At 48.7% G+C, this 24,107-nt stretch carries 26 protein-coding genes and 1 riboswitch; of the genes, 25 read left to right on the top strand and 1 reads right to left on the bottom strand.

The genetic code is table 11. The features are described 5' to 3' along the window. Positions 1-177 precede the first annotated feature (177 nt). The 10 genes from NSS95_RS08125 to NSS95_RS08080 all read left to right on the top strand — a co-directional run bounded on the left by NSS95_RS08125 (position 178) and on the right by NSS95_RS08080 (position 7,770). Positions 178-1,443 carry a tetratricopeptide repeat protein gene (locus tag NSS95_RS08125; protein WP_014098168.1) on the top strand — a complete coding sequence of 422 codons (1,266 nt, stop codon included), beginning with the start codon at positions 178-180 and terminating at the stop codon, positions 1,441-1,443. Between the two features lie 135 nt (positions 1,444-1,578). Next, positions 1,579-2,124, top strand: a complete 546-nt coding sequence (locus NSS95_RS08120; protein WP_014098169.1) for a ReoY family proteolytic degradation factor — start codon at positions 1,579-1,581, stop codon at positions 2,122-2,124. Positions 2,125-2,169: 45 nt separating this feature from the next. Further along, a complete protein-coding gene (locus tag NSS95_RS08115; RefSeq protein WP_014098170.1) occupies positions 2,170-2,631 on the top strand; it encodes a YpiF family protein in 462 nt (153 codons plus the stop codon). 162 nt (positions 2,632-2,793) lie between these two features. Continuing rightward, entirely contained in the window at positions 2,794-3,306 is a 513-nt protein-coding gene (locus tag NSS95_RS08110; RefSeq protein ID WP_013859496.1) for a QcrA and Rieske domain-containing protein, read from the top strand. 10 nt (positions 3,307-3,316) lie between these two features. Further along, positions 3,317-3,991, top strand: a complete 675-nt coding sequence (gene qcrB / locus NSS95_RS08105) for a menaquinol-cytochrome c reductase cytochrome b subunit (RefSeq protein WP_013859495.1) — start codon at positions 3,317-3,319, stop codon at positions 3,989-3,991. A gap of 38 nt (positions 3,992-4,029) precedes the next feature. Beyond that, complete coding sequence (locus NSS95_RS08100; RefSeq protein ID WP_014098171.1) at positions 4,030-4,794, top strand: menaquinol-cytochrome c reductase cytochrome b/c subunit; 765 nt, start codon at positions 4,030-4,032, stop codon at positions 4,792-4,794. A gap of 87 nt (positions 4,795-4,881) precedes the next feature. After that, on the top strand, positions 4,882-5,478 hold the full coding sequence (locus NSS95_RS08095) for a DUF1405 domain-containing protein (protein ID WP_017550460.1): 597 nt from the start codon (positions 4,882-4,884) through the stop codon (positions 5,476-5,478). 115 nt (positions 5,479-5,593) lie between these two features. Next, positions 5,594-6,385 (top strand): sporulation protein YpjB, encoded by a 792-nt coding sequence (gene ypjB / locus NSS95_RS08090; RefSeq protein ID WP_014098173.1) that lies wholly within the window; start codon positions 5,594-5,596, stop codon positions 6,383-6,385. A gap of 63 nt (positions 6,386-6,448) precedes the next feature. Then, complete coding sequence (locus tag NSS95_RS08085) at positions 6,449-7,135, top strand: zinc metallopeptidase (protein ID WP_013859491.1); 687 nt, start codon at positions 6,449-6,451, stop codon at positions 7,133-7,135. A gap of 101 nt (positions 7,136-7,236) precedes the next feature. Beyond that, a riboswitch (PreQ1 riboswitch) is annotated at positions 7,237-7,281 on the top strand. Positions 7,282-7,287: 6 nt separating this feature from the next. Beyond that, positions 7,288-7,770: a QueT transporter family protein gene (locus NSS95_RS08080; RefSeq protein ID WP_017550459.1), complete on the top strand. Its 483-nt coding sequence runs from the start codon at positions 7,288-7,290 to the stop codon at positions 7,768-7,770. 26 nt (positions 7,771-7,796) lie between these two features. Here the strand turns inward: NSS95_RS08080 and NSS95_RS08075 are convergent, their stop codons facing one another. After that, on the bottom strand, positions 7,797-8,660 hold the full coding sequence (locus tag NSS95_RS08075; RefSeq protein WP_017550458.1) for a YitT family protein: 864 nt from the start codon (positions 8,658-8,660) through the stop codon (positions 7,797-7,799). A 151-nt stretch (positions 8,661-8,811) separates the two neighbouring features. Here NSS95_RS08075 and NSS95_RS08070 point away from each other — a divergent pair, with 151 nt between their 5' ends. From NSS95_RS08070 to nth, 15 genes are all read left to right on the top strand, one after another. Further along, positions 8,812-9,156, top strand: a complete 345-nt coding sequence (locus NSS95_RS08070) for a nucleotide pyrophosphohydrolase (RefSeq protein WP_014098177.1) — start codon at positions 8,812-8,814, stop codon at positions 9,154-9,156. Between the two features lie 6 nt (positions 9,157-9,162). Beyond that, positions 9,163-9,963, top strand: coding sequence for a 4-hydroxy-tetrahydrodipicolinate reductase (dapB, locus tag NSS95_RS08065; RefSeq protein ID WP_013859487.1), 801 nt, complete (start codon positions 9,163-9,165; stop codon positions 9,961-9,963). Between the two features lie 18 nt (positions 9,964-9,981). Continuing rightward, a complete protein-coding gene (bshB1, locus tag NSS95_RS08060; protein WP_014098178.1) occupies positions 9,982-10,689 on the top strand; it encodes a bacillithiol biosynthesis deacetylase BshB1 in 708 nt (235 codons plus the stop codon). Continuing rightward, complete coding sequence (bshA, locus tag NSS95_RS08055; RefSeq protein WP_014098179.1) at positions 10,686-11,870, top strand: N-acetyl-alpha-D-glucosaminyl L-malate synthase BshA; 1,185 nt, start codon at positions 10,686-10,688, stop codon at positions 11,868-11,870. Before bshB1 ends, bshA begins: the two co-directional genes overlap by 4 nt. Then, on the top strand, positions 11,824-13,026 hold the full coding sequence (locus NSS95_RS08050) for a CCA tRNA nucleotidyltransferase (protein ID WP_017550457.1): 1,203 nt from the start codon (positions 11,824-11,826) through the stop codon (positions 13,024-13,026). The genes bshA and NSS95_RS08050 overlap by 47 nt, the downstream gene beginning before the upstream one ends. After that, positions 12,999-13,976, top strand: a complete 978-nt coding sequence (locus NSS95_RS08045) for a biotin--[acetyl-CoA-carboxylase] ligase (RefSeq protein ID WP_017550456.1) — start codon at positions 12,999-13,001, stop codon at positions 13,974-13,976. Before NSS95_RS08050 ends, NSS95_RS08045 begins: the two co-directional genes overlap by 28 nt. Before the next feature lie 265 nt (positions 13,977-14,241). Continuing rightward, complete coding sequence (gene panB / locus NSS95_RS08040; protein ID WP_110134018.1) at positions 14,242-15,081, top strand: 3-methyl-2-oxobutanoate hydroxymethyltransferase; 840 nt, start codon at positions 14,242-14,244, stop codon at positions 15,079-15,081. 14 nt (positions 15,082-15,095) lie between these two features. Further along, the gene (panC, locus tag NSS95_RS08035; protein ID WP_185740949.1) at positions 15,096-15,941 is read left to right on the top strand and encodes a pantoate--beta-alanine ligase; all 846 of its coding nucleotides are present in this window, start codon (positions 15,096-15,098) and stop codon (positions 15,939-15,941) included. 26 nt (positions 15,942-15,967) lie between these two features. Further along, positions 15,968-16,351: an aspartate 1-decarboxylase gene (gene panD, locus NSS95_RS08030; protein WP_014098184.1), complete on the top strand. Its 384-nt coding sequence runs from the start codon at positions 15,968-15,970 to the stop codon at positions 16,349-16,351. Between the two features lie 135 nt (positions 16,352-16,486). After that, the gene (gene dinG, locus NSS95_RS08025) at positions 16,487-19,279 is read left to right on the top strand and encodes an ATP-dependent DNA helicase DinG (protein WP_035188085.1); all 2,793 of its coding nucleotides are present in this window, start codon (positions 16,487-16,489) and stop codon (positions 19,277-19,279) included. Between the two features lie 192 nt (positions 19,280-19,471). Next, a complete protein-coding gene (locus tag NSS95_RS08020; RefSeq protein WP_014098186.1) occupies positions 19,472-19,924 on the top strand; it encodes a cell wall elongation regulator TseB-like domain-containing protein in 453 nt (150 codons plus the stop codon). A gap of 22 nt (positions 19,925-19,946) precedes the next feature. Further along, entirely contained in the window at positions 19,947-21,134 is a 1,188-nt protein-coding gene (locus tag NSS95_RS08015) for a pyridoxal phosphate-dependent aminotransferase (protein WP_017550453.1), read from the top strand. A 95-nt stretch (positions 21,135-21,229) separates the two neighbouring features. Then, a complete protein-coding gene (gene asnS, locus NSS95_RS08010; RefSeq protein ID WP_035184709.1) occupies positions 21,230-22,522 on the top strand; it encodes an asparagine--tRNA ligase in 1,293 nt (430 codons plus the stop codon). A 107-nt stretch (positions 22,523-22,629) separates the two neighbouring features. Further along, positions 22,630-23,325: a DnaD domain-containing protein gene (locus tag NSS95_RS08005; RefSeq protein ID WP_014098190.1), complete on the top strand. Its 696-nt coding sequence runs from the start codon at positions 22,630-22,632 to the stop codon at positions 23,323-23,325. A gap of 47 nt (positions 23,326-23,372) precedes the next feature. Continuing rightward, a complete protein-coding gene (gene nth / locus NSS95_RS08000; protein ID WP_014098191.1) occupies positions 23,373-24,032 on the top strand; it encodes an endonuclease III in 660 nt (219 codons plus the stop codon). Positions 24,033-24,107: the final 75 nt, after the last annotated feature.

Genomic DNA, 24,107 nt, shown 5'->3' with positions numbered 1-24,107 from the left:
AGGCAAGTGGGCTCCAGGGAAAGGGCGATTGCCATTTTACCAGGGGACCGGGGGAGCGCTTTTAGCGGCAACCGGGGATTTTGGCTTTGCAAGATTCTGGCTTTGCAAAAATCCCGCGGCTAACGTTGCAAAAGGTTCAGCAAAAGGAAACACATCAAAGATTAAAGGAAGATTTTCATGAGCTTAATGGAACAATTGTTGGATCATTTGGAAGAAGGCCGGCTCGAGGAGGCGAAAAAAACATTTGAAGATTTTCTCGCGCTCGGCACGGACGAAGAGAAATATGCGCTTGCCGGGCAACTTGAGGGCCTCGGTTTTCTGAATGAAGCACAGCAATTATATAAAGATTTGCTTGCGTCTTATCCGGATGACGGCGAGCTTGTGATCTTAATGGCGGAAACGCTTATTGATATGGACAATGAAGAAGAAGCCATATTATACCTCGACCGCATTCCGGAGACGGACCCCGATTACCCGCGTGCACTGCTTTTGCTTGCGGATTTGTATCAAATGCAGGGCCTGTATGAGGTCAGCGAAAACAAACTGATGGAAGCTGCATCGCTTTTGCCGGAAGAACCTGTCATCCATTTTGCGCTTGCCGAGTTTTACGCTTCCTGTGCCCGATATGCGGAAGCTTCCCGTGAATATGAGTGGCTTTTGGGCAAAGGGATCGATACATTTGCGGATACAAACATCCACGGGCGCCTTGCAGAAGTGCTGAGCGCAGCGGGCGCGTTTGAAGAGGCCTTGCACCAATATGAGCATGCGATGGAAGGCCGCTTTGAGGCGAACACATTATTTGGATATGCCTTAACCGCGTACCAGGCAGGATTTTATGAAAAAGCGATAGAGCTGTTTGAAGAATTGCGGGAAACGGATCCCGGCTACCATCCGCTTTACCTGTATCTTGGCCGTGCATATGAGCACGAACAAATGCCGGAAGAAGCGCTTGCTGCTGCTGAAAAGGGCATAAAAGAAGACGAGTATGATAAAGAACTTTATCATTTTGCTGGAAAAATGGCTACAAAAGCAGGCGATGAGGAAAAAGCGGAAAATTATTTTAAAAAAGCGCTGGAACTGGATCCCGGCTATTTGGATGCGGCCCTTTCCTACAACGAGCTGCTGCTTCAAAAGGAGCGGTACGAAGAAGTCCGTGACCGGGCCCTCAGCATGGAAAAAGAAGGGGATACCGACCCTCGGCTTTACTGGGATCTGGCCATATCGCTTAAGCATTTGGAAGAATATTCTCAGGCATTAAAGTATTATGGATATGCATATAATGATTTACAAAACGACACGGTGTTTCTGGAGGATTACGGTTATTTCCTGATTGAAGAAGGGAGAAGGAAAGAGGCTTACGGCATTTTCCAAAAGCTTTTGCGCGAAGATCCGGCAAATGATGAATGGATTGCACTTCTTGAAAGGCTTGAAGACGGAAATTAATTGCGGCCATCGTTGCCGGACTTTTTCGTAGGCGGTTTAGACGGGAAAAGGTATAATGAAGGTGTAAACCAATGTTTTATCAAAAAAGCTGCCCGCTGTAAACACGGCCATTCAATTTGCAGAGGAGGGATTACGATGGCTCTCACCCCTGTTTCAATCAACGAGAAAAAGGAGTTTATCCGTTGGTTTTTAAATCATTACCAATTAAAAAGACGGGAGTCAGTCTGGATTTTGAATTATTTAATGAGCCACGACCAGCTGATGGAAAAAGTCCATTTCGTCGAGGAAGCGCATCTTTGCCCGCGCGGCATTATCATGTCGACGCATTGCGTGGACAATGTGCCGTTCCGCTTTTATAAAGATAATATTATGACAACGGATGCGGAAAAGTCTTTCCATGATATCCGGCTGAACCGTGAGGAAGACATTTATATCCAGCTCAATTTCAAAAAATCCCATTTATCGTACCAGTATGCGGCTGTGCTTGAAGAAAACCCGTATATGCCGAAAGATCTCCATATAAACGAGACAGACCGGCAAATGGCGGAAAAATTATTGGAAAAAAGCATGAAAGACTTTAAACGGAATAAACTGCGGGAAGAAATCGACAAAGCGCTCGATGAGAAAGATTACGGCCGTTTTGTCGAATTAAGCGGGGAGATGAAAAAACTGGATGATTAATCTTTCCGGTTTCTGCCCGCGGGGAAAATGAAAGGGGTATCATCTGTGCGCTGGCGTGCAAAAGACATGGAATTGTATCAACAGGAACGTTACTTTATTGACACGGCAGTCCTGCCGCTTGTCCCGGTTTCATTCGGAGACCATATCCGACAGCTCGCTTCCGGATATGAATGGATCCAGATGATCGCAGGCTGCCTCGAGTCGCAATTTAAAGGCCGGATTGTTTTGCTGCCCGCTTTCCCTTATTTGCAGCAGACGATCCCGGACAGTGCGGGGCCTGCCATCAAGTCATGGGAAGCCGAATTGACTGAAAGCGGGTTCCGGCATATTTTTTATTTGACCAGCGATCCCGGCTGGCAAAGGCTTCAGGCCGAACTGAACGGAAATGTGGTCTGGCTACCGGCTGTCCCACTTGAACATATGGAACAAAAACAGCAGGATGCCATTGTAGATGAACAGGTAAAACAGCTTATCTCCATTATTGTCCGGTCATGGGGAGAAAACTGAAAAAGTTATATTAAAATATCAGTTTATTTCGAGTAGAAAGATACTTGACATAAAATAGACAATATTCATTGACCGGCAAATATCTTTGTTTTATCATAAGAGTGTATTTGCTACATCTTGAAAATATTAGGAAACCAACAGTTCTGTAAGGGGGGGAACAGGTTGAGCAAAAAAGATCCGGTGTCAAGGAGGCAGTTTTTAAATTACACGCTGATGGGCGTAGGCGGATTTATGGCTGCGGGTGCGCTGATGCCGATGCTCCGTTTTGCCGTCGACCCGGTGCTCGAGGCGGAAGCAGCCGGCGACTTTCATCCAACCAAATTGAAAGTTTCTGATATTAAGAGCGAACCGGTGCGTGTCGATTTTAAATACGAACAGACGGACGGCTGGTATAAGTCGGATGTCACCCAGACGGCCTGGGTGTATAAAGACAGTAAAGGCGATATTGTGGCGCTTTCACCGGTTTGCAAACATCTTGGCTGTACCGTGAACTGGAATACGAACAAAGCGCATCCGAATCAGTTTTTTTGCCCCTGCCACGGCGGACGGTATGAGAAAAACGGGAAAAACATACCGGGAACACCACCTTCCGCGCCTTTGGATGCATACCCTGTCAAAACAAAGGGCGGCTATCTGTACCTGGGCAAACCGCAGAAAAATCCATATGTGAAGTGAGGGGGAAGAGATGCTTAGCAAATTGTATGACTGGGTCGACGAGCGCCTTGATATTACGCCGCTTTGGCGGGATATTGCTGACCATGAAGTGCCGGAGCATGTCAACCCGGCGCACCATTTTTCCGCTTTTGTCTATTGTTTTGGGGGGCTCACTTTTTTTATAACAGCCATCCAGATTCTGTCGGGTATGTTTTTAACGATGTACTATGTTCCGGATATTAAAAATGCCTGGCACTCTGTCTATTATTTGCAGCATGATGTGGCATACGGCCAGATTGTGAGAGGAATGCACCACTGGGGGGCAAGCCTCGTCATCGTCATGATGTTTTTACATACGCTGCGGGTGTTTTTCCAGGGCGCATACAAGAAGCCGCGCGAGCTGAACTGGATTGTCGGCGTGCTCATCTTTTTCGTCATGCTCGGGCTCGGCCTCACCGGTTATTTGCTTCCGTGGGATATGAAAGCGCTTTTTGCGACAAAAGTCAGCCTGCAGATTGCGGATTCGGTGCCGTTTATCGGGCCGTATATTAAAACGCTTTTGGCCGGCCATCCGGATATTGTCGGTGCCCAGACGCTGACGAGATTTTTTGCCATCCATGTCTTTTTCCTGCCAGCGGTGCTGATGCTGCTTTTGGCAGCCCATTTTTTGATGATCCGCAAGCAGGGAATTTCCGGACCGCTGTAATGAATAAGTATCCATAACGGGCAAAAGGAGGGGGAAGGATGCATCGCGGAAAAGGAATGAGATTTGTTGGTGATTCCAGAATTAATGCGGACCGCAAACCGAATATTCCTAAGGATTACTCGGAGTATCCCGGTAAAACGGAAGCTTTTTGGCCGAACTTTTTGCTGAAAGAGTGGCTCGTCGGCGCTGTTTTTCTCGTCGGCTTTTTATGTCTCACTGCCGCACACCCGTCGCCGCTTGAACGAATTGCGGACCCGACGGATACGAGTTATATTCCGATGCCGGACTGGTATTTTCTATTCCTGTATGAACTATTAAAGTATACTTATTCTTCCGGCCCGTACCAGGTGATCGGGCTCGCGATCCCGGGCGTTGCTTTTCTTGCACTGCTGTTGGCACCGTTTATTGACCGCGGCCCTAAGCGGCGGCCGCTTGACAGGCCCCTTGCAACCGGGTTTATGCTGCTCGCGGTTTGTGCAATATTCTACCTGACATGGGAAGCGGCGGCCCACCACGATTGGAAAAAAGCGAAAGAGCAGGGGAAAATCGTGAAACAGGTTGCCATTGACAAAAACGCAGAAGGCTATAAAATATTTGCCAAGCAGACGTGTGTGACGTGCCACGGAGAAAATCTCCAGGGCAGTGCGGCAGCCCCTTCTTTAGTCGGCACAGGCTTAAGTGCGGATGAAATCGCAAAAATCGCCAAAAAAGGCAAGGGGAAAATGCCGCCTAACCAATTTAAAGGCTCGGATCAGGATTTGAAAAAACTGGCGGATTATATCGCCGGGCTAAAATCGAAATAAAAGCAAAAAAAGCCGGCAGAAGCCGGCTTTTTTCGTGCTTTCTGTTTTGTTAAAATGAATCTATCTTTTTTGAAATGGGGGAAGACGATGAATGTACCGGCATTGTATGCGGCGCTGGCAGACAGGCGTGTCCTTTGGATGCTTTTTTTAGCCAATGCTGCAGGGACCATTTATGGTTACATTTGGTACGGGTGGCAGCTTCGCGATACGCCGCCTGCGTTTTGGCTGTTTGTCCCGGACAGCCCGACCGCAAGCCTGTTCTTTCTGTTTGTGCTGCTTGCCTTTTTATGGCGGAAACACTGGCCGTATGTGGAGGCACTTGCAATGGTGACGCTTTTTAAATACGGGATTTGGGCGGTTGCGATGAACCTTCTCGTATTGATCGTAAACGGCTCATTGCCACGGCAGGGATATATGCTGATGGCTTCCCATTTGGCAATGGCGATAGAGGGAATATTGTATGCGCCGTTTTACCAATTCAAATGGAAGCATCTTTTGGTTGCGGCGGTATGGACTTTGCACAATGATATTATTGACTACGTTTTTATGCAGTTTCCCCGGTACGAAGATGTATACCGGTATATCCGTGAAATCGGCTATTTTACCTTTTGGCTGAGCATCCTTTCTCTTTTGCTTGCATACCGGTTTGCCGTGCACAAAAGGCGGCTCCGCCTCGAACTTTAAATCGCTTTTTCCGTCGGCAGAAAGCAGGAATCCCCGAAATGGACGCCGGGCTGTTTTTATGGTCTACTCTTGTCCCTCCCTTCATAAGTTAGTAACAGTATGAGGGGGGACAAGGATGAGGAGAAAAGTAGTGATCCTTCTTTGTGTGTTCATGTTAAGTTTTGCCGGAAAAAGTTTTGCAAAAGGTTCGGATGATGCTTTGGCACATTTAAATGACCTAAGCGACGAGGCATTGCAGCTGGCGAAAAACGGGCAATATGCAGAAGCAAAAAATGTGCTGAATGAATTTTCGAAAACATTTTCCAGGCAATCGTTTAAAAATAAACGTTTAACGATGGATGAATTGAGAGTTTTGACCGTCACCCATGATGAAGCGGTAAAGGCGTTGACGAAAGTAAGCGCAGAGCCTGAGGAGAAAGTGGATGCCTGCACGTCATTCCGGCTCGTGGTGGATGCGATCCAATCGAAGTATCAGCCGCTCTGGACGCAGATGGAAGGGCCGGTGATGTCTTCATTTACAGAGGTGCAAAAAGCAGCCGCAACAGGGAAGCGCGAAACGTACAACGAAAAATTAAACCTGTTCCTCAAACAATATGCAGTGATCGAGCCGAGTTTAAGAGTGGATCTGCCGGTTGAAAAAATACAGCGGCTCGATTCGAAAATCGCTTATATTGATCGTTATCGGGACAAGGTGGCAGGCAGCGGGTCCGGAAAAAAGGAACTGGAGGCGCTCCGGACAGATTTGAAGCAGCTGTTTGAAGCCATGAAGGAAGATGAAGCCGACCCCTCCCTCTGGTGGATTATGATTTCCACCGGCAGCATCATCATTCTTACTTTATCGTATGTCGGATGGAGAAAATACAAAGGGCAAAAAGAAGAGCGTCACGAGACCGATCATATGGATTGACCTTTTGACCTTATTCGGATACAATAAAGGTAAGATTACCATGGAGGGTATGGAGGGTGGCAAATGTCGTTTTTGATTTACTATCTCATTTTGGCAATCATTCCGATCTGGGCCCAGCTGAAGGTAAAAAACACATACAGCAAGTATGAAAAGGTCGCAAATGCATCCGGCATGACAGGCGCCGAGGTGGCAAGGATGATCTTGGACGAAAATGGCTTATACCATGTGAAAGTGCTGGAACACAGCGGCTTTCTAAGCGACCATTACAATCCGATTAACAAAACGGTCAATTTGTCGACTGCCAACTACCACGGGCGTTCGATTGCGGGGGCTGCTGTTGCGGCGCACGAATGCGGACACGCCATTCAGGATAAAGTCAATTACGGGCCGCTCCGTTTCCGTCACCGCCTCGTGCCTGTGGCGAATATCGGCAGCAATGCCTCTTGGATTTTTATTTTGATCGGGATGTTCACGCATGCGACAGGCATGTTCCTGCTCGGGATCATTCTCATGGGGCTTGCCGTGTTGTTTCAGCTTGTGACATTGCCGGTTGAATTCAATGCATCGTCCCGTGCGCTTGCACAAGTCACATCGCTCGGCATTGTCCGCGGCGGGGAAGAAAGGGAAGCGCGCAAAGTGTTATCGGCTGCCGCGCTCACATATGTGGCTGCCGCGGCTGTTGCGGTCATTGAACTGCTGCGTTTAATCCTCATCTTTACCAACTTAAACGGCAATAACAACAATAATTAACAGTACGAAAAGCTTTCCGGGGTGAATCGGCAACCCGGAAAGCTTTTTTTGTCTTGCTGCATGTTCTAGTTTGCATTATAATAAAGAAGTTTGGTTGTTTCCAACCCGTGGTTCGAAACCATCCCACGTAAAAAAACTAAGGAGAGATGCATATGAAACTGAAAACACTCGTCGTCAACGGGATTGTCGCCGCGCTGTATATTGCGGTGACATTTTTTATTCAGCCGCTTGCGTTTATGAACATCCAGTTCCGTGTTTCTGAAATTTTTAACCATCTCGTTGTGTTTAACAAGAAGTATATGATTGGCATTGTATTAGGCGTTTTTCTCTCAAACTTGTTTTTCTCGCCGATCAAGTATGATATGTTCATCGGCACGGGTCAGTCCGTCCTTGCGCTTGCGATTACCATTTTATCCGCACGGTTTATAAAGGGCGTCTGGGGGCAGATGATCCTTAATTCCATTGCTTTTACGGCCTCCATGTTTATTATCGCATGGGAAATGCAATGGTTTAACGGCGTGCCTTTCTTTTTCGGCTGGCTGACGGCAGGGATCGGTGAACTTGCTGTGATGCTGATTGGTATGCCGGTCATCTACCTGATCAACAAACGCCTGCATTTTGAAAAACAGATTTAAAAAAGAGCTGCCGCGGCAGCTCTTTTTTAATCTTCAATCGGCTGTTTGTTCTCATCGAGTGTAAAGCCTTCCCCGAGCACATCATGGACCTCCATCATCGACACAAAGGCATGGGGGTCAACGGAATGGATAATGCCTTTTAAACGGGACACCTCATGTTTTCCGACGACACAGTACAGTACATCCCGGTCCTGTTTCGTGAACATACCGTGCCCGCGAAAAACCGTAACGCCGCGGTCCATCTGCTTCATAATTTTCTCGGCAATTTCATCATGCTTGTCCGAAATGATAAAAGCGCCTCTTGCCGTATAGGCCCCCTCCTGCAGAAAATCGACAACACGCGAGCCGACAAAAACGGCAACGAGCGTGTACATCGCTTCACGGTAATGCAGATAGGTGATAAGCGACAGCGTAATCACGCATGCGTCGAACATGAACATGGTCCTGCCCATCGCCACGCCTTTATATTTAAACACGAGCCTGGCAATGATATCGACGCCTCCAGATGTCCCCCCGTAGCGGAAGATAATGCCGAGACCGACGCCGATAAATACCCCGGCAAACAGCGCCGCAAGAAACATATCATCGCGAAGCGGAATATGGAAATGTTTCTTCTCAAAAATCCATAAAAAAAGAGAGGAGCCGACCGTCCCGACCAGTGTATAGTAAAACGATTTTTTTCCAAGTAGCTTCCATCCCACAAAAAATACGGGAATATTCAAAATCAGATTGGAGTAAGAGGGGTTGATATGAAATAAATAGTAAAGCAGCAGCGTAATTCCGGTAAAACCGCCTTCCGCCAGATGGTTCTGAATATTAAAATGGACAATGCCAAAGGCAAAGATGCAAGAGCCGAGCAGGATAAAAAAAATGTTTTTCTTTTTCAGCATAATCCGTATCCTCCTTCCCCGGTATATATCCGGCGTTCCCATTATAGCGAAAGCGGTACAAAAGGGCAATCAGGCAGAGAGAAAAGCAAATATATGATTTGTAAAATCTGCCGTTTTTGGCTAACATGGAAGAGGATTACAGGATTGGGGGATGAAAATGGCAGAAAACAAATCGATCCGGCAAATGCAAAAAGAAGTCGATGATTATATCAGCCAGTTTGAAGAAGGGTACTTCAGTCCGCTTGCGCTTACAGCAAGGCTGACGGAAGAACTTGGGGAGCTGGCGCGCGAAATCAATCATTATTACGGGGAAAAACCGAAAAAACCGGATGAGAAGCCGAAAACCGTAGCAGAAGAGCTCGGCGATTTGCTGTTTGTCGTCATTTGCATGGCAAATGCTTTACATATTGATTTACAGGAAGCCCATACAATGGTTTTGCAGAAATTTAACACGCGTGATAAAGACAGATGGACGCGAAAAGAGCAGGAGGAGTAATGAAACATGGATGATATTCGGATTATTGTTGCCGGGGCCCGCGGGAAAATGGGGAGCGAGGCGGTCCGGCTGATCGAGCGGACGGAACATTTTAAACTCGTTGGCGTAGTGGACAGGACTTTTGATGGCAAACTGTTCAATGATGTATCCGATTATAACGGCGAACCGGTCCGGGTGTATACCGACCCGGAAGCATGCCTTGAAAATTGCCCGGCGGATGTATGGATTGATTTGACGGTGCCGAAAGCAGGGTTCCTCCATGCGAAAACGGCCCTTGCACATGGTGTCCGCCCGGTTGTCGGGACGACCGGGTTTACCGATGCGGAACTGGAAGAACTAAAGGCTGTTTCCGCACAAAAAGGAATCGGCTGTATCATTGCACCAAATTTTGCAATCGGGGCAGTGCTGATGATGAAATTTGCGCAAATGGCGGCGAAATATTTCCCGGATGTGGAAATCATCGAGCTACACCATGACCGGAAAAAAGATGCCCCGTCCGGCACGAGCGTAAAAACGGCGCAAATGATCTCGGAAGCAAGAAGAAAAAAAACACAGGGGCATCCGGATGAAAAAGAAACATTACAAGGTGCAAGAGGCGCGGATTTTGAAGGCATGCATATCCACAGCGTCCGCCTGCCCGGCCTTGTCGCCCACCAGGAAGTGCTGTTCGGCGGGGACGGCCAGCTGCTTACGATCCGCCATGACTCGATGGATCGCGCCTCTTTCATGTCAGGGGTGAAAGTAGCCGTTGAAACGGTGATGAACCTCAATACATTTGTTTACGGGCTCGAAAATATTTTGGATTAACCGGAAGGAGGAAAGGAAATGGCCGGCAAGGTGGATATTCTCGCTTTCGGGGCCCATGCCGACGATGTCGAAATCGGCATGGCGGCATCTATTGCCAAATGGGCATCAATGGGGAAAAAAATTGCGATATGCGATTTGACAGAAGCGGAGCTGTCTTCGAACGGGACGGTTGAAAACCGCAAAAAAGAGGCGCAAAAATCGGCAGCCTGCCTCGGGGTTAGAGAAAGAGTAACGCTGAAATTGCCAGACCGCGGCCTTTTTATGCAAGCGGACGCTATCCGTGCCGTTACCGGTGTCATCCGGAAGTTTCAGCCGGATGTCGTGTTTGCGCCTTTTCATGAAGACCGCCATCCCGATCACGGTAACTGCGGCAGGCTTACAGAGGAAGCCTTTTTTTCGGCCGGCATCGGGAAATACCGTTCTGAACCGGATCTTCCTTCCCATAAACCGAAACATCTTTATTTTTATATGGTAAACGGTTTTCATCCGCCCGATTTTGTCGTCGATGTCACCAACTTTATGGACAAAAAACTTGAGAGCCTCCATGCCTATGAAAGCCAGTTTTCGATACGGGAAAGAAGTGTCCATACACCGCTTACGGATGGCTATATTGAAGCGGTCACCGCGCGTGAGAGGATGTTCGGGAAAGAGCTCGGGGTGAAATATGCAGAAGGGTTTTTAAGCAAAAAACCGGTTCTTGTGAATTTGGATGTGCTCGACTTATGAAAAAGTTAAAAATCGGGATTACGTGCTATCCGACCGTAGGCGGATCCGGCGTCATTGCAACGGAACTCGGCCAGCTGCTTGCCGAAAACGGCCACGAGATCCATTTTATTACCTCGAGTGTCCCGTTTCGGCTCAATAAAATGTACCCGAATATTTATACCCATCAGGTGGAAGTGAACCAGTACGCCGTCTTTCAATATCCGCCTTATGATATTGCGCTTGCCTCTAAGATCGCAGAAGTGGCGGAAAGGGAAAAGCTGGATGTGCTCCATGTCCATTATGCAATTCCACACGCCATCTGCGCCATTCTCGGCAAAATGATGGCCGGCACCCGGATGAAAATCGTGACCACCCTGCATGGCACGGACATCACTGTGCTCGGGTATGACCCGTCGCTTGTTTCCGCCATCCGGTTCGGGATTGAACAGTCGGATGCAGTAACGGCCGTTTCTGAAGCGCTCGTCCGGCAAACGTACGATTTGATCCGGCCGCAGAAAAACATTTCGACGGTTTATAATTTTGTCGATGAACGCGTATACCGGAAAAGGGAGGCAGGCCATTTAAAACAGGATTACGGCATTTCGGAAAAGGAAAAAGTGCTGATTCACGTTTCCAATTTCCGGGCGGTAAAGCGCGTGCCCGATGTCGTCAAGGCTTTTGCGAAAGTGCGGGCACAAATGCCGGCGAAACTGCTCCTTGTCGGCGACGGGCCGGAAATGACTGTCGTCTCCCGGCTCGTTGCCCAATTCGGTATAGAAAAAGATGTCTTGTTTTTAGGAAAGCAGGACCGGCTCGAGGAGTTGTACGCAATCAGCGACCTGATGCTGCTTTTATCGGAAAAGGAAAGTTTCGGCCTTGTTGCGCTTGAAGCGATGGCGTGCGGTGTCCCGTGCATTGGCACCCGGGTCGGCGGCATTCCGGAAGTCATCACAGACGGGGTGAACGGCTATTTGTGCGCGTTGGGTGATGTGAGCGACGTTGCCCGAAAAGCCGTCCGGCTGCTTGAGGATCCAGGCCTTTATGCTGCATTTTCGAAAGCGTGCGAAAAGACGGTAAAAGAGAAATTTTATTCCCGCAACATTTTGAAACAATACGAACAAATATATGAACAAACGGTAAATGAGGTTGATGGACATGCTCCCGCCATTTCAGACGGCGCTTCCCATTATCCGGACGCTTGAAGACGCAGGGTTCAAAGCTTTTTTTGTCGGGGGCTCGATCCGCGATAGCCTGCTCGGGCGGCCGGTGCACGATGTCGATATTGCCACCTCGGCGAAACCGGAAGAGGTAAAGGCGCTTTTTAAACATACTGTTGACATCGGCATTGAACATGGAACAGTGCTTGTATTATATAAAGGAAACCAGTACGAGATCACGACGTTCCGGACCGAGTCGGCCTATAAAGATTACCGGCGTCCGGAATCGGTTGAATATGTGGACTCATTGCTTGAAGATTTAAAACGGCGCGACTTCACGATGAATGCGATGGCGATGGATAAAAACGGGAAACTGATTGATCCGTTTAGAGGCAGTGAAGCCATCCGGATGAAGCGGATTGAAACGGTCGGATCCCCTGAAGAAAGATTCCGGGAAGACGCGCTCCGGATGATGCGGGCCGCCCGGTTTACAAGTCAGCTCGGTTTTGGTATTGAACCCGGGACGAAGCAGGCCATCAAGCGCCATGCACCGCTTATCCGACATATTGCTGTTGAGCGGATAACCCAGGAATTCATCAAATTGCTGGAAGGAGAGCATCCGTATGAAGCACTTCAACTGCTTCAGGAAACCGGGCTGCTGGGGTTTCTCCCCGGTCTTTGCGACAGGGAAGCACAGCTTTTTTCCGTCCTGCACCCGGTGTTAAACGAATTGTCAGAACAGCAGCTTTGGGTGTACCTTGTTGCCGCCGCGAACCCGGAAGATGCCAACGCTTTTTTGCGAAAATGGAAACTGCCGAATGAAAAACGGAAAGCCATCGTGCGTACGCTCAGCCTTTTCAGGATGCGCGCCGGGCGAAAGTGGGATCCGCTTATGCTCTACGATGCTGGCGAACAAACGGCATTGGATGCTGAAGCGGTTTTCTGTGCTTTTCGCCGCGAAAACCCGGCGCCCCGCATTTCCGCTCTCCGGCAGGCTTTCCAGAAATTGCCGGTGAAAAACCGCAGCGAGCTGGCAATCGACGGGAAAAAGCTGATGGCGCTTTTTTCGAAAAAAGGCGGCCCGTGGCTGAAAGAAATGCTCCGTGAGATTGAAAAAGCGCTGATAAACGGCGAAATCGAAAACCAATATGAGGCAATCCGGAGGTGGGTTTTGTGCAAATATCCACAAGAGAAAAAATAATAGAATTGCTAACGGAAGCTGGGGACGGCTTTGTATCGGGAGAAACGCTGGCGAAAAAGCTGAACTGCTCGCGGGCGGCAGTTTGGAAGCATATGGAAGAGCTGCGCAAAGAAGGCTTTGAATTGGAAGCGGTTCGGAAAAAAGGCTACCGGATTAAAGGAACGGGCGACAAAGTGACGAAAAATGAAATCCGGTACGGGCTCGGGACAAAACGGCTTGCAAGAAACATTCATTACCGGGAAACGATCGATTCTACCCAGCGGCTTGCGCACCAGCTCGTACAGGAAGGCTGTCCTGATGGCACGCTTGTGATTGCAGAGCAGCAGACGGGAGGAAGGGGCAGGCTCAGGCGGTCCTGGTATTCCCCTAAATATACCGGTATCTGGATGAGTATTGTCCTGCGGCCGGATCTTCCGCCGCAAATGGCGCCCCCGTTTACGCTCATTGCCGCCGTTGCGGTCGCACAGGCAATCGAAGAAACAGCGGGGATTGTGCCGGAGATCAAATGGCCGAATGACCTGTTAATCGGCGGAAAAAAATGCGCAGGGATCCTGACAGAGCTTGAAGCGGACACGGATCGGATCCAGGCGGTGATCACAGGGATCGGGATCAATGTAAACGAAACCGATTTCCCGGACCCCTTAAAATCGATCGCAACATCCCTTTCCCTTGCTTCTGGTAAAAAAGTAAAACGCGCGCTGCTCATTCAGCGCATCCTTGAGAAATTGGAAAAATACGAGGAAATTTATCTCCAAAACGGTTTTGCGCCGCTTAAAATTTTATGGGAAAGCTATGCCAATGTGGCAGGGAAAAAAATCACGGCGCATACGTTAAAAGGGGATATTTCAGGGAGTGCGGTCGGCATCACGGATGACGGCGTGCTCCAGCTTGAAGGGGAAGACGGACAGATGCATGCCATTTACTCCGCAGATATTGAAATCGAACGTTAAAAAATTGACAAAATTTTTGGCCGGATATAGCGCAATCTGGCCATTCCTGCTATAATCAACTTGGGTAGTATCTATTTCGGAACTACACCAATTCAGCTTTTTATACAAAATAGATTCTGCCTTGATCCTTAAACGGACGGGGACAGAGGGCCAAAATGAACAATTGAAACAACAGGGAGCCCGTCTGTCCAGTGACGGGCTCCTTTTTCCAATTGTTTGTTTCCTCTGCACCGGTCAATCCATGACAGGTGAGGAGTGTTGGAAAATGAAACAAACGACGGATTTTGTGAAGATGAAGGCGCAAGAAGAAAAAATTGCAATGGTGACCGCTTATGATTATCCTTCTGCAAAGCTTGCGGAAGAAGCGGGCGTTGACATGATTCTTGTCGGCGATTCACTCGGCATGGTCGTGCTCGGCTATGATTCGACCATTCCGGTGACCGTGGCGGACATGGTCCACCATACGAAAGCGGTCAAACGCGGGGCGAAAAACACTTTTATCGTCACCGATATGCCGTTTATGTCGTACCATTTGAGCCGCGAAGAAACATTAAAAAACGGCGCCCGCATCATTCAGGACGGCGGTGCCCATGCCGTAAAACTGGAGGGCGGGAAAGAAGTCGCGGCTCAAATTGAAGCGCTTACGGAATCAGGCATCCCGGTGATGGCTCATATCGGGCTGACGCCGCAAAAGGTCGGGATTTTCGGCGGCTATAAAGTCCAAGGGAAAACAGCGGAAGCCGCCAAAAAGCTGCTGGAAGATGCGAAAGCGTGCGAGGAGGCCGGCGCTTTTGCTGTCGTCCTGGAATGCGTCCCGCGGCAGCTTTCGGAAGAAGTGACAGCCGCACTTTCCATTCCAACCATCGGAATCGGGGCCGGCCTTGATGTAGACGGGCAGGTCCTTGTATTCCATGACCTGGTAAAATACGGAAGCGAAAAAGTGGCAAAATTTGTGAAGCAATTTGCCGATGCGGATACCGTGATGCGCGCGGGGCTCCGCCAATACGTACAGGAAGTAAAAAACCGGACGTTCCCCGAAGAAAAGCATACGTACACGATGAAAGAAGAAGAACTGGCAACACTGTACGGGGGGCATGCAAAATGAAAACCGTGCAGGTAATGAGTGTTGCAGAAACGAAGCAGAAAATCCGGACGCTTGTATCCCGGTATAAAAAAGAAGGCAAGTCGATCGGGTTTGTCCCGACGATGGGCTACTTGCATGAAGGCCATCTCGCCCTGGCAAAGCAGGCAAGAAAAGAAAACGATATTGTCATCATGAGTATTTTTGTAAACCCGCTCCAATTCGGGCCGAATGAAGATTTCGACCGATACCCGCGCGATGCGGAAGGGGACCGGCATAAAGCGGAAGCAGCAGGCGTTGATGTATTGTTTATCCCGTCTGTTAAAGAAATGTATCCGCGCGCTTTATCGGTTCAAATGACAGTGACAAAAGGGACGGATGTCCTTTGCGGAAGAAAGCGGCCGGGCCATTTTGACGGCGTGGCGACGGTTCTTTCGAAATTGTTTCACCTCGTTCAGCCGGACCGCGCTTATTTCGGATTGAAAGATGCCCAGCAGGTGGCCGTTGTCGAAAATTTGGTTCGCGATTTGGATTTTCCCATTGACATTGTCCCGTGCCCGATCGTGCGCGAACCGGACGGCCTTGCAAAAAGTTCGCGAAACGTCTATTTATCGGAGGCGGAGCGGAAAGAAGCACCCGAAATATACAAAAGTTTGCAATTGGCAAACAAAGCGGTTGAACAGGGAGAGAGAAACCCGGAAAAAGTGATTTCCCTTGTGAAAGCGCATCTTTCCGCGCATCTGTCCGGGAAAATCGATTACGTAGAATTGTATTCATATCCTGACCTCGAACCGGTCCATGCCATACATGGGCGCTGTATCCTCGCAGTCGCCGTCCAATTTGAAAGAGCACGGCTTATCGATAATATCATTTTTGCAGAATAAACAACATGAGAATAGGAGAGATTGCTTTGCTGCGGACTGTGATGAACGGAAAAATCCACCGGGCAACCGTGACGGAAGCGAATTTAAACTATGTCGGAAGCATCACGATTGATGCGGATTTGCTGGATGCTGCGGGAATGGCGCCCAATGAGAAAGTGCAAATAGTGAACAATTACAACGGGGCGCGATTTGAAACGTACATTATCCCGGGTGAAAGGGGATCCGGTGTCATCTGCCTGAACGGCGCGGCCGCCCGGCTTGCACAACCCGGTGATATTGTGATTATCATTTCGTACGCCCTTTTGACGGAAGAAGAAATGAAAAACCACCATCCGAAAATTGTCCTGCTTGATGCAAAAAACCGGATTGAAAAAATGTTATCGGAAGAACCGGCTTCCACGATTTTGTAAGGGTAAAACCGCACCTGCTTTTTCCGGCAGGGCGGTTTTTTAATTTCTGCATCTGCTTGTGGCGAATGATCGATTTTATGTTAAAATAGTACAATATGGAAGAAACGGGGCAATTATTTTTAGTCAGGTGATGTTATGCAGCGCTATGTAGTCGTAGATCTTGAAACAACAGGAAATTCAGCAAAAAAAGGCGATCGCATCATCCAGTTTTCCGCTGTTGTGGTTGAAGGCCGGGAGATAAAAACGCAATTTACAAGCTTCGTTAATCCCGAAAAGCCGGTACCGCCGTTTATTTCGGAATTGACCGGGATCGATAACGGCATGCTTGAAGAAGCGCCGGTATTTTCGGAGATCGCCCCGCGCATTATGGAAATTTTGGAAGACAGCATATTTGTCGCCCACAATGTGCTGTTTGACCTGCCGTTTTTGCAGCAGGAATTAAAGGCTGCGGGGTTTCCGCCGTTTCGCGGGCCGAGCCTTGACACCGTTGAATTTTCGAGAATTGCATTTCCAACTTTGAACAGTTATAAACTGGGGGATCTGGCCGATTCTTTGTCTCTTTATCATGAACGGCCGCACCGGGCGGACAGTGATGCTTTTGTGACGGCAAAGCTGCTTCTTGCCTGCATGGAAAAGTGTGCGTCCCTTCCTGTCGTCACACTTGAACAACTCGTGCCGCTTTCTTATTCCTTGAAAAACGACCTTGCCGGCATTTTTGAGGATATACTGGAAGAGAAACGGCGGCATATCGAGCATTTGCCGCCGGATATGGAAGTATACCGTGGTATTGCATTAAAGCGGAAAATCCTCCCGCCGGATAACGGACCGCGTGAGATTGGCCGTTACCCGCAGGATGCAGTTGAAAAAGAATCCTGGTTTGCGGCTTCAGGTACCGGGATGGAAGCGCGCCCCGCCCAATTTGAAATGATGGACCATGTCCGGGAAGCTTTTTCTGCTGAGGAGCATGTCGCATTAGAAGCAGGCACGGGCATCGGCAAATCCCTTGCCTATCTTGTGCCGGCCGCTTTCCAAGCGATTTCGGAACAGAAACCGGTGTTAATCAGCACGTATACTGTTGCGCTTGAGCACCAGCTTTTAAATAAGGAAATCAAAAGGCTTGAACAGATGCTGAAAACCCCGGTCAGGACCGTGTTGCTAAAGGGGAGGAGCCATTACCTGCATTTGTTTAAGTTTGAACAGTCGTTAAAAGAACCGGACCGGCAGTACGACGCCGTATTTGCCAAAATGCAAATCCTGGTCTGGCTTACCGAAACAGAAAGCGGCGATCTTGACGAGCTTCATTTATCTGGCGGCGGAAAACATTTTTGGCAGCGGATTAAACAGGACGGCTGGCATACGGATAAAAAAGATCCGTGGAAATCGCGGGATTTTTATCTTTACGCCAAAGCCTGCGCAGCCTCTGCTGACATCGCCGTCACGAACCATGCGATGCTGTGCGCGGAACTTGAAAGGGACCAGTCGGTGTTTGACGGATTTCAATACGTCATCATTGATGAAGCCCACCGCCTTGAACAAGCGGCCCGGGAAACGATCGGGAAACGCGCAAGTTACAACCAAATGAAATATATGATGGCAAGGCTTGGTCTGTATGAGCAAAAACAACTGTTTTACAAATTGGAAAAAATGATGGAAAAATATGGGCTAAAAGCCAGACTGCACGCGTTTGAATGCGATGCAATCCTGCAGGGCCTTGAGGCTGAGCTCGATGATTTATTCGGTATGCTTGCCCAAAAAGTAATGCGCGTGAACCGGGAAACAAATGGTTACCAGAAAATCAAATTAAGAATTAAAAAAGAAAATTGGAAACAAAAAGCATGGCAGGCAGTTCTGCTCTGTACGGAACGGATCAGGGCGTCCATGAAAGAGATTTCACAGGCTTTGGAAGAAAGACTTTCGCAGTTGCTTTCCGAAAAACAGATGAAAGAACAGGCACTCGCTTTTATCGAAGAAATGTACAGCTTTTTGGAAGATTGGCGCCTTTTGCGCGACAACCTGGCCATTTTCGCCGGCCAAAACGGCGGGGATGAAAATGTCGTCTGGGTGGAAGGGGATTTGCGCGCCCTCCCGAACAGCCTTGTCATCTATTGCCAGCCGGTGCATGCCGGAGAAACATTGCAAAAAGCTTTTTTTTCGCGAAAAAAGAGCGTTGTGCTTACTTCCGCGACATTGACCGTTGGCGGAAGCTTCCGCTATTTTCTGGACGAGACGGGGCTAGCGCACACCACAAAAACGGTCCGCATTCCGTCGCCTTTCCGGTTCGACAGGCAGGTGCAGTTTATTATCCCGAACGACCTTCCCGATATCGGATCCGTCAGTATAGAAGACTTTGCGGAAAAAATGGCAGGTTATCTGCTTGCCGTTGCGGAGGCCACAAAAGGCAGGATGATGATTTTATTTACATCCTTTGATTTGCTGAAAAACGTGTACCACCTGATGAAAGAAAGCGGAATGCTTGAAGATTATATGTTTATCGCCCAGGGAATATCAAGCGGCAGCCGGTCGAGGTTAACGAAAAGCTTTCAAAAATTTGACAAAGCCATTCTTTTCGGTTTAAGCAGCTTTTGGGAAGGGGTCGACATCCCTGGCGATGACCTTTCCTGCCTTGTGATGGCCCGCCTTCCGTTTTTGCCCCCGGATGAACCGGTTACTGAAGCAAAGTCCGATTATTTCAGGGCAAAGGGGAAAAACCCGTTTTCCGCCTATGCCTTGCCTGAAGCCGTGCTCAGGTTCAAACAAGGGTTTGGCAGGCTTATCCGGACGCGTCATGACCGCGGCATTTTTCTTGTCCTGGACCGGAGGATTGAAACGGCCACATACGGGCCGGCGTTCACAAAGTCTCTGCCGCCGGTCCGCATCAGGCACCTGGATCTGAACGAGACGCTTGAGGTCATTGAAAGCTGGCTGTAAAAAAAGTGCTGCGACAATGCAGCACAAAACAGGGTAGACCGGAAAAATGATCAAATGCATCATTTTTTCATTCATTTTTGCTGTATAATGATGAAGGAAATGATTCTAAGCTTAGGATGGCCTGCATGGGAACTGATATGAATGACAATTTCTGCTTAAAAGGATTTACGCCATGGAAAATGAGGGTTCGGAATGAAAAAAGCACTGATCTCGATTTGCATTTTGGTCATCGTGATAGCCGGATTTGCGGCAGAGACTTATTGGAAAGCACGGAAACCGTATCATGAAGCCTACAACAAAGCGGTCGCTGTTGCCAAAAGCGAAGCCGGCATCCGGGCTGCCGATGCATTTTATCTTTACAATGGCAAAAGCACCTATTATGTTGTCGTGGGGAAAGGAAAAGGCGGGAAGAAAAAAGCGGTTTGGATCCCTGAAAAGAAACCGAAACGTGTGACCGTCCTAGACTTGAATACCGGCATCTCAAAACAGGATGCAGTGAAACAAGTGGTGCAGAAAAGGCAGCCGGATAAAATTTTATCTGTGCGGCTCGGCATGGAAAGCCAGGTTCCCATTTGGGAAGTTGCTTATATAAAAGGAAACAGCCTCGGCTATGATGAGGTTCCTTTTTTAAAAAAATCCAATTGATCCGTTTGGAGAGGTGAATCGTATGAAACTAGCATCAAGGGTAAGTGCATTAACGCCGTCATCCACGTTGGCGATTACGGCAAAGGCAAAAGCAATGAAGGCGCAAGGCATCGATGTGATCGGCCTTGGCGCAGGTGAACCCGATTTTAATACACCGAGGGAGATTATCGAAGCCGCGTACCAGTCGATGCTGGACGGCCAGACGAAGTATACCCCGGCCGGCGGAATGGCATCGCTGAAAGAGGCCGTCATTGAAAAATTCCAAAAAGACCAGGGGCTTGGCTTTAAAGCAAATGAAATCATCATTACCAACGGGGCAAAACACGCCTTGTATACATTGTTTCAGGTGCTGCTCGACCAGGGCGATGAAGTGATCATCCCGTCTCCTTACTGGGTAAGCTATCCCGAGCAGGTAAAGCTTGCAGAAGGCGTCCCGGTCTTTGTAGAAGGCAAAGAAGAAAACCAGTATAAAATAACGCCGGAGCAGCTGGAAAAAGCCATATCGCCGCGGACAAAAGCGTTTGTACTCAACTCTCCCGGCAATCCGACCGGCATGATGTATACAAGGGAAGAACTTGAAAAACTCGGTGAAGTCTGCCTGAAACACGATATTTTGATCGTGTCGGACGAAATTTACGAAAAATTGGTGTACGGCGGCAGCCGGCATGTCTCGATCGCCACCATTTCACCGGAACTGAAAGCACAGACGGTGATCATTAACGGCGTCTCAAAATCCCATTCCATGACCGGCTGGCGGATCGGCTATGCGGCCGGAAACGGGGATATCATCAAAGCGATGACAAATCTTGCCAGCCATTCGACTTCCAATCCGGCAACGCCTTCCCAGTTCGCGGCACTCGCCGCATATAGCGGGGATGAACGCACCGTGGAAGAGATGCGCCAGGCTTTCGAGGCACGGCTCAATGCTGTTTTTAACCAGCTGATTGAAATTGACGGGATTACCTGCATCAAACCGCAAGGCGCTTTTTATTTATTCCCGAATGTGAAAGAAGCCGCAAAGCTGACTGGGTTTCAAACGGTTGACGCATTTGTGGAGGCTTTGCTCGAGGAAGCGCGCGTTGCCGTCGTCCCGGGTTCCGGTTTCGGCGCGGAAAACAATATCCGGCTTTCTTATGCCACTTCTTTGGAAAATCTCGAAGAAGCGCTCAAGCGGATCAAACAGTTCGTGGAAACACGGAAAAAAGCGTGAAACTTTGGCTTGTTTCCTTTTTCCGCCTTTGTTTAGTATAATGGATTTCGGTACATATGGGAGACAAGCCGGAAATTGTTTTGGAGGGAAATACCGTGAAAATCACCATTTCAGAAGTACACCAGCATATCGGGGAGGAAGTGACGATCGGGGTCTGGCTGAACAACAAACGTTCAAGCGGCAAAATTGCTTTTCTCGAGCTGCGTGACGGGACAGGCTTTATCCAGGGGGTTGTCGTAAAAAACGAAGCCGGGGAAGAGGTCTTTCAAACGGCGAAATCGATGAGCCAGGAAACTTCTTTTTACGTTACCGGGACAGTCCGGGAAGATGCCCGCTCCCCGTTCGGCTACGAGCTCCAGGTGACCGGCATAGAGATCATTCATGAAGCCGTAGATTACCCGATCACACCAAAAGCGCACGGGACCGAATTTTTAATGGACCACAGGCATCTATGGCTCCGTTCCCGCCGCCAGCACGCCGTCATGAAAATCCGGAACGAGATCATCCGGGCGACGTATGAGTTTTTCAATACGCACGGGTTTACGAAAATCGACCCGCCGATTTTAACCGGCAGTGCGCCGGAAGGAACGACCGAGCTGTTCCATACGAAGTACTTTGACGAAGAGGCCTATCTATCACAAAGTGGGCAGCTTTACATGGAAGCGGCAGCAATGGCATTCGGGAAAGTATTTTCTTTCGGCCCGACGTTCCGCGCCGAAAAATCGAAAACGCGCCGCCATTTGATCGAGTTTTGGATGATCGAGCCGGAAATGGCTTTTTATGAACATGAAGACAGCCTGAAAGTACAGGAACAGTATGTCTCTTATATCGTCCGGTCCGTTTTGGAAAACTGCAAACTCGACCTGCACCGGCTTGGCCGCGATACTTCAAAGCTTGAACAAGTGTCGGCGCCGTTTCCGCGGATTACGTATGATGATGCAATTGAATTGCTCCATGAAAAAGGATTTGAGGATATCAAGTGGGGCGAAGATTTTGGTGCGCCGCATGAAACCGCGATTGCCGAAAGTTTCGACAAGCCGGTGTTCATTACGCATTATCCGGCTGCAATCAAACCGTTTTACATGCAGCCGGATGCTAAGCGCCCGGAAGTCGTGCTGTGCGCCGATTTGATTGCGCCGGAAGGGTACGGGGAAATCATCGGCGGCAGCGAGCGGATCAATGACTATGATTTGTTGCTGAAACGGATCAAGGATTTCAATCTGTCGGAAGAAGCTTACAAATGGTATCTTGATTTACGAAAATACGGTTCTGTTCCGCATTCCGGCTTCGGGCTGGGCCTTGAGCGGACGGTTGCCTGGATTTCGGGCGTTGAGCATGTGCGCGAAACGATTCCGTTCCCGAGGCTTTTAAACCGGATCTATCCGTAATTGAAAAAACGGCTGCATTGACGGTGTGCAGCCGTTTTTCTTTTCAGATGTTTTTTTCAATTCCCTTGCCGTTTTTAAACTGCTATACTTACATTGAGGTGTCCAACATGGATAAAGATCTTTTGCTTGCCTGGTGGGAAGAAGGGATATTGACCGTCCCCCAGCTCTTATTGAAAAAATACAAACAGCTTGGCCTGAATGAAACGGAACTTGTGCTTTTGCTGCAAGTTTATTCTTTTTTAAAAGAGGGAAATGCGTTTCCGACGCCTGAAGATCTGGCAGGCAGGCTTACCATTCCGGAAAGTATGTGCGTTTCGATTTTGCGGCGTCTAATCCAGCATCAGTTTTTGTCCATTGAAGAAGGGGAAGGGGAAGGTGGCATCCTGTATGAAAAATATTCGATCATGCCGCTGTGGGCGAAACTCGCCGATGAATTTATCTATGAGAAAAAACAGGACGAGCTTGAAAAAAGCGTAAACGAAGAAACCGATTTATACACCACGTTTGAACAGGAGTTTGGCAGGCCGCTGTCGCCGCTCGAATGCGAAACATTGGCGATGTGGATTGACCAGGACGGGCAATCCCCTGATCTGATCAAAGCCGCCCTGCGCGAAGCCGTCATCTCCGGCAAACTGAATTTCCGCTACATAGACCGCATTTTGTTTGAATGGAAAAAGAACGGAATCCGGACGGTGGATGAAGCACGTGAATATGGAAGGAATTTCCGTAAATCGTCAAAACCGCAAACAGAAAAACCGAAAACGACCAATCCGGTGCCGTTTTATAACTGGCTCGAACAATAAAGGTGACAATAATAATTTTATGTAAACTAGTTACAGGAGTTTGAGAAATGCTGACAAAAAAACAAATCCGGCATTGCCTTGAGACAATGGGGGAAATGTTTCCGGATGCCCGCTGTGAATTGAATCATTCAAATCCTTTTGAGCTGCTGATCGCGGTAACATTATCCGCCCAGTGCACCGATGCGCTCGTCAATAAAGTGACAAAAAATCTGTTTCAAAAGTATAAAACGCCGGATGATTATATTGCCGTGCCGCTTGAAGAACTGCAGCAGGACATCCGGTCGATCGGCCTATACCGCAACAAAGCAAAAAACATCCAAAAACTTTGTCGGATGCTCATCGAGGAATACGGGCGGGAAGTGCCGCAAACACGTGAAGAACTAATGAAACTGCCCGGCGTCGGCAGAAAAACGGCAAACGTTGTCCTGTCGGTTGCTTTTGGCATTCCGGCCATTGCTGTCGATACCCATGTGGAGAGAGTAAGCAAACGGCTCGGTTTTTGCCGCTACAAAGACAGTGTATTGGAAGTGGAACAAACCTTAATGAAAAAAGTGCCGAAAGAAGAATGGTCGATCACGCACCACCGGATGATCTTCTTCGGCCGCTACCATTGTAAGGCCCAGCGCCCGCAATGTGAAATCTGCCCGCTTCTTGACCTGTGCAGGGAAGGGAAGAAACGGATGAAGCAGAAAGAGAACAAGAAATAACAATACAAAAAGCATGGAGAACTGATTCTCCATGCTTTTTTGGTGCGAACCGGCGGGAGCACAGGAAGTCATCAA

Source organism: Weizmannia sp. FSL K6-3076, assembly GCF_038007245.1.
Taxonomy (GTDB): Bacteria; Bacillota; Bacilli; order Bacillales; family Bacillaceae_C; genus Weizmannia; species Weizmannia faecalis.
The sequence above is the reverse complement of the archived record's forward strand: the minus strand, read 5'-3'. Positions and strand labels throughout refer to the sequence as shown.

Bases quoted from the DNA above. Each gene is read 5' to 3' on its own strand.
- NSS95_RS08095 (WP_017550460.1), top strand. From the start codon at position 4,882: ATGAATGTACCGGCATTGTATGCGGCGCTGGCAGACAGGCGTGTCCTT.
- panC (WP_185740949.1), top strand. From the start codon at position 15,096: ATGAGTGTTGCAGAAACGAAGCAGAAAATCCGGACGCTTGTATCCCGG.
- NSS95_RS08085 (WP_013859491.1), top strand. From the start codon at position 6,449: ATGTCGTTTTTGATTTACTATCTCATTTTGGCAATCATTCCGATCTGG.
- NSS95_RS08080 (WP_017550459.1), top strand. From the start codon at position 7,288: ATGAAACTGAAAACACTCGTCGTCAACGGGATTGTCGCCGCGCTGTAT.
- NSS95_RS08125 (WP_014098168.1), top strand. From the start codon at position 178: ATGAGCTTAATGGAACAATTGTTGGATCATTTGGAAGAAGGCCGGCTC.
- NSS95_RS08075 (WP_017550458.1), bottom strand. From the start codon at position 8,660: ATGCTGAAAAAGAAAAACATTTTTTTTATCCTGCTCGGCTCTTGCATC.
- NSS95_RS08070 (WP_014098177.1), top strand. From the start codon at position 8,812: ATGAAAATGGCAGAAAACAAATCGATCCGGCAAATGCAAAAAGAAGTC.
- NSS95_RS08050 (WP_017550457.1), top strand. From the start codon at position 11,824: ATGCTCCCGCCATTTCAGACGGCGCTTCCCATTATCCGGACGCTTGAA.
- dapB (WP_013859487.1), top strand. From the start codon at position 9,163: ATGGATGATATTCGGATTATTGTTGCCGGGGCCCGCGGGAAAATGGGG.
- dinG (WP_035188085.1), top strand. From the start codon at position 16,487: ATGCAGCGCTATGTAGTCGTAGATCTTGAAACAACAGGAAATTCAGCA.
- NSS95_RS08120 (WP_014098169.1), top strand. From the start codon at position 1,579: ATGGCTCTCACCCCTGTTTCAATCAACGAGAAAAAGGAGTTTATCCGT.
- NSS95_RS08005 (WP_014098190.1), top strand. From the start codon at position 22,630: ATGGATAAAGATCTTTTGCTTGCCTGGTGGGAAGAAGGGATATTGACC.
- panB (WP_110134018.1), top strand. From the start codon at position 14,242: ATGAAACAAACGACGGATTTTGTGAAGATGAAGGCGCAAGAAGAAAAA.
- bshA (WP_014098179.1), top strand. From the start codon at position 10,686: ATGAAAAAGTTAAAAATCGGGATTACGTGCTATCCGACCGTAGGCGGA.
- qcrB (WP_013859495.1), top strand. From the start codon at position 3,317: ATGCTTAGCAAATTGTATGACTGGGTCGACGAGCGCCTTGATATTACG.
- nth (WP_014098191.1), top strand. From the start codon at position 23,373: ATGCTGACAAAAAAACAAATCCGGCATTGCCTTGAGACAATGGGGGAA.
- NSS95_RS08020 (WP_014098186.1), top strand. From the start codon at position 19,472: ATGAAAAAAGCACTGATCTCGATTTGCATTTTGGTCATCGTGATAGCC.
- NSS95_RS08015 (WP_017550453.1), top strand. From the start codon at position 19,947: ATGAAACTAGCATCAAGGGTAAGTGCATTAACGCCGTCATCCACGTTG.
- ypjB (WP_014098173.1), top strand. From the start codon at position 5,594: ATGAGGAGAAAAGTAGTGATCCTTCTTTGTGTGTTCATGTTAAGTTTT.
- bshB1 (WP_014098178.1), top strand. From the start codon at position 9,982: ATGGCCGGCAAGGTGGATATTCTCGCTTTCGGGGCCCATGCCGACGAT.
- NSS95_RS08100 (WP_014098171.1), top strand. From the start codon at position 4,030: ATGCATCGCGGAAAAGGAATGAGATTTGTTGGTGATTCCAGAATTAAT.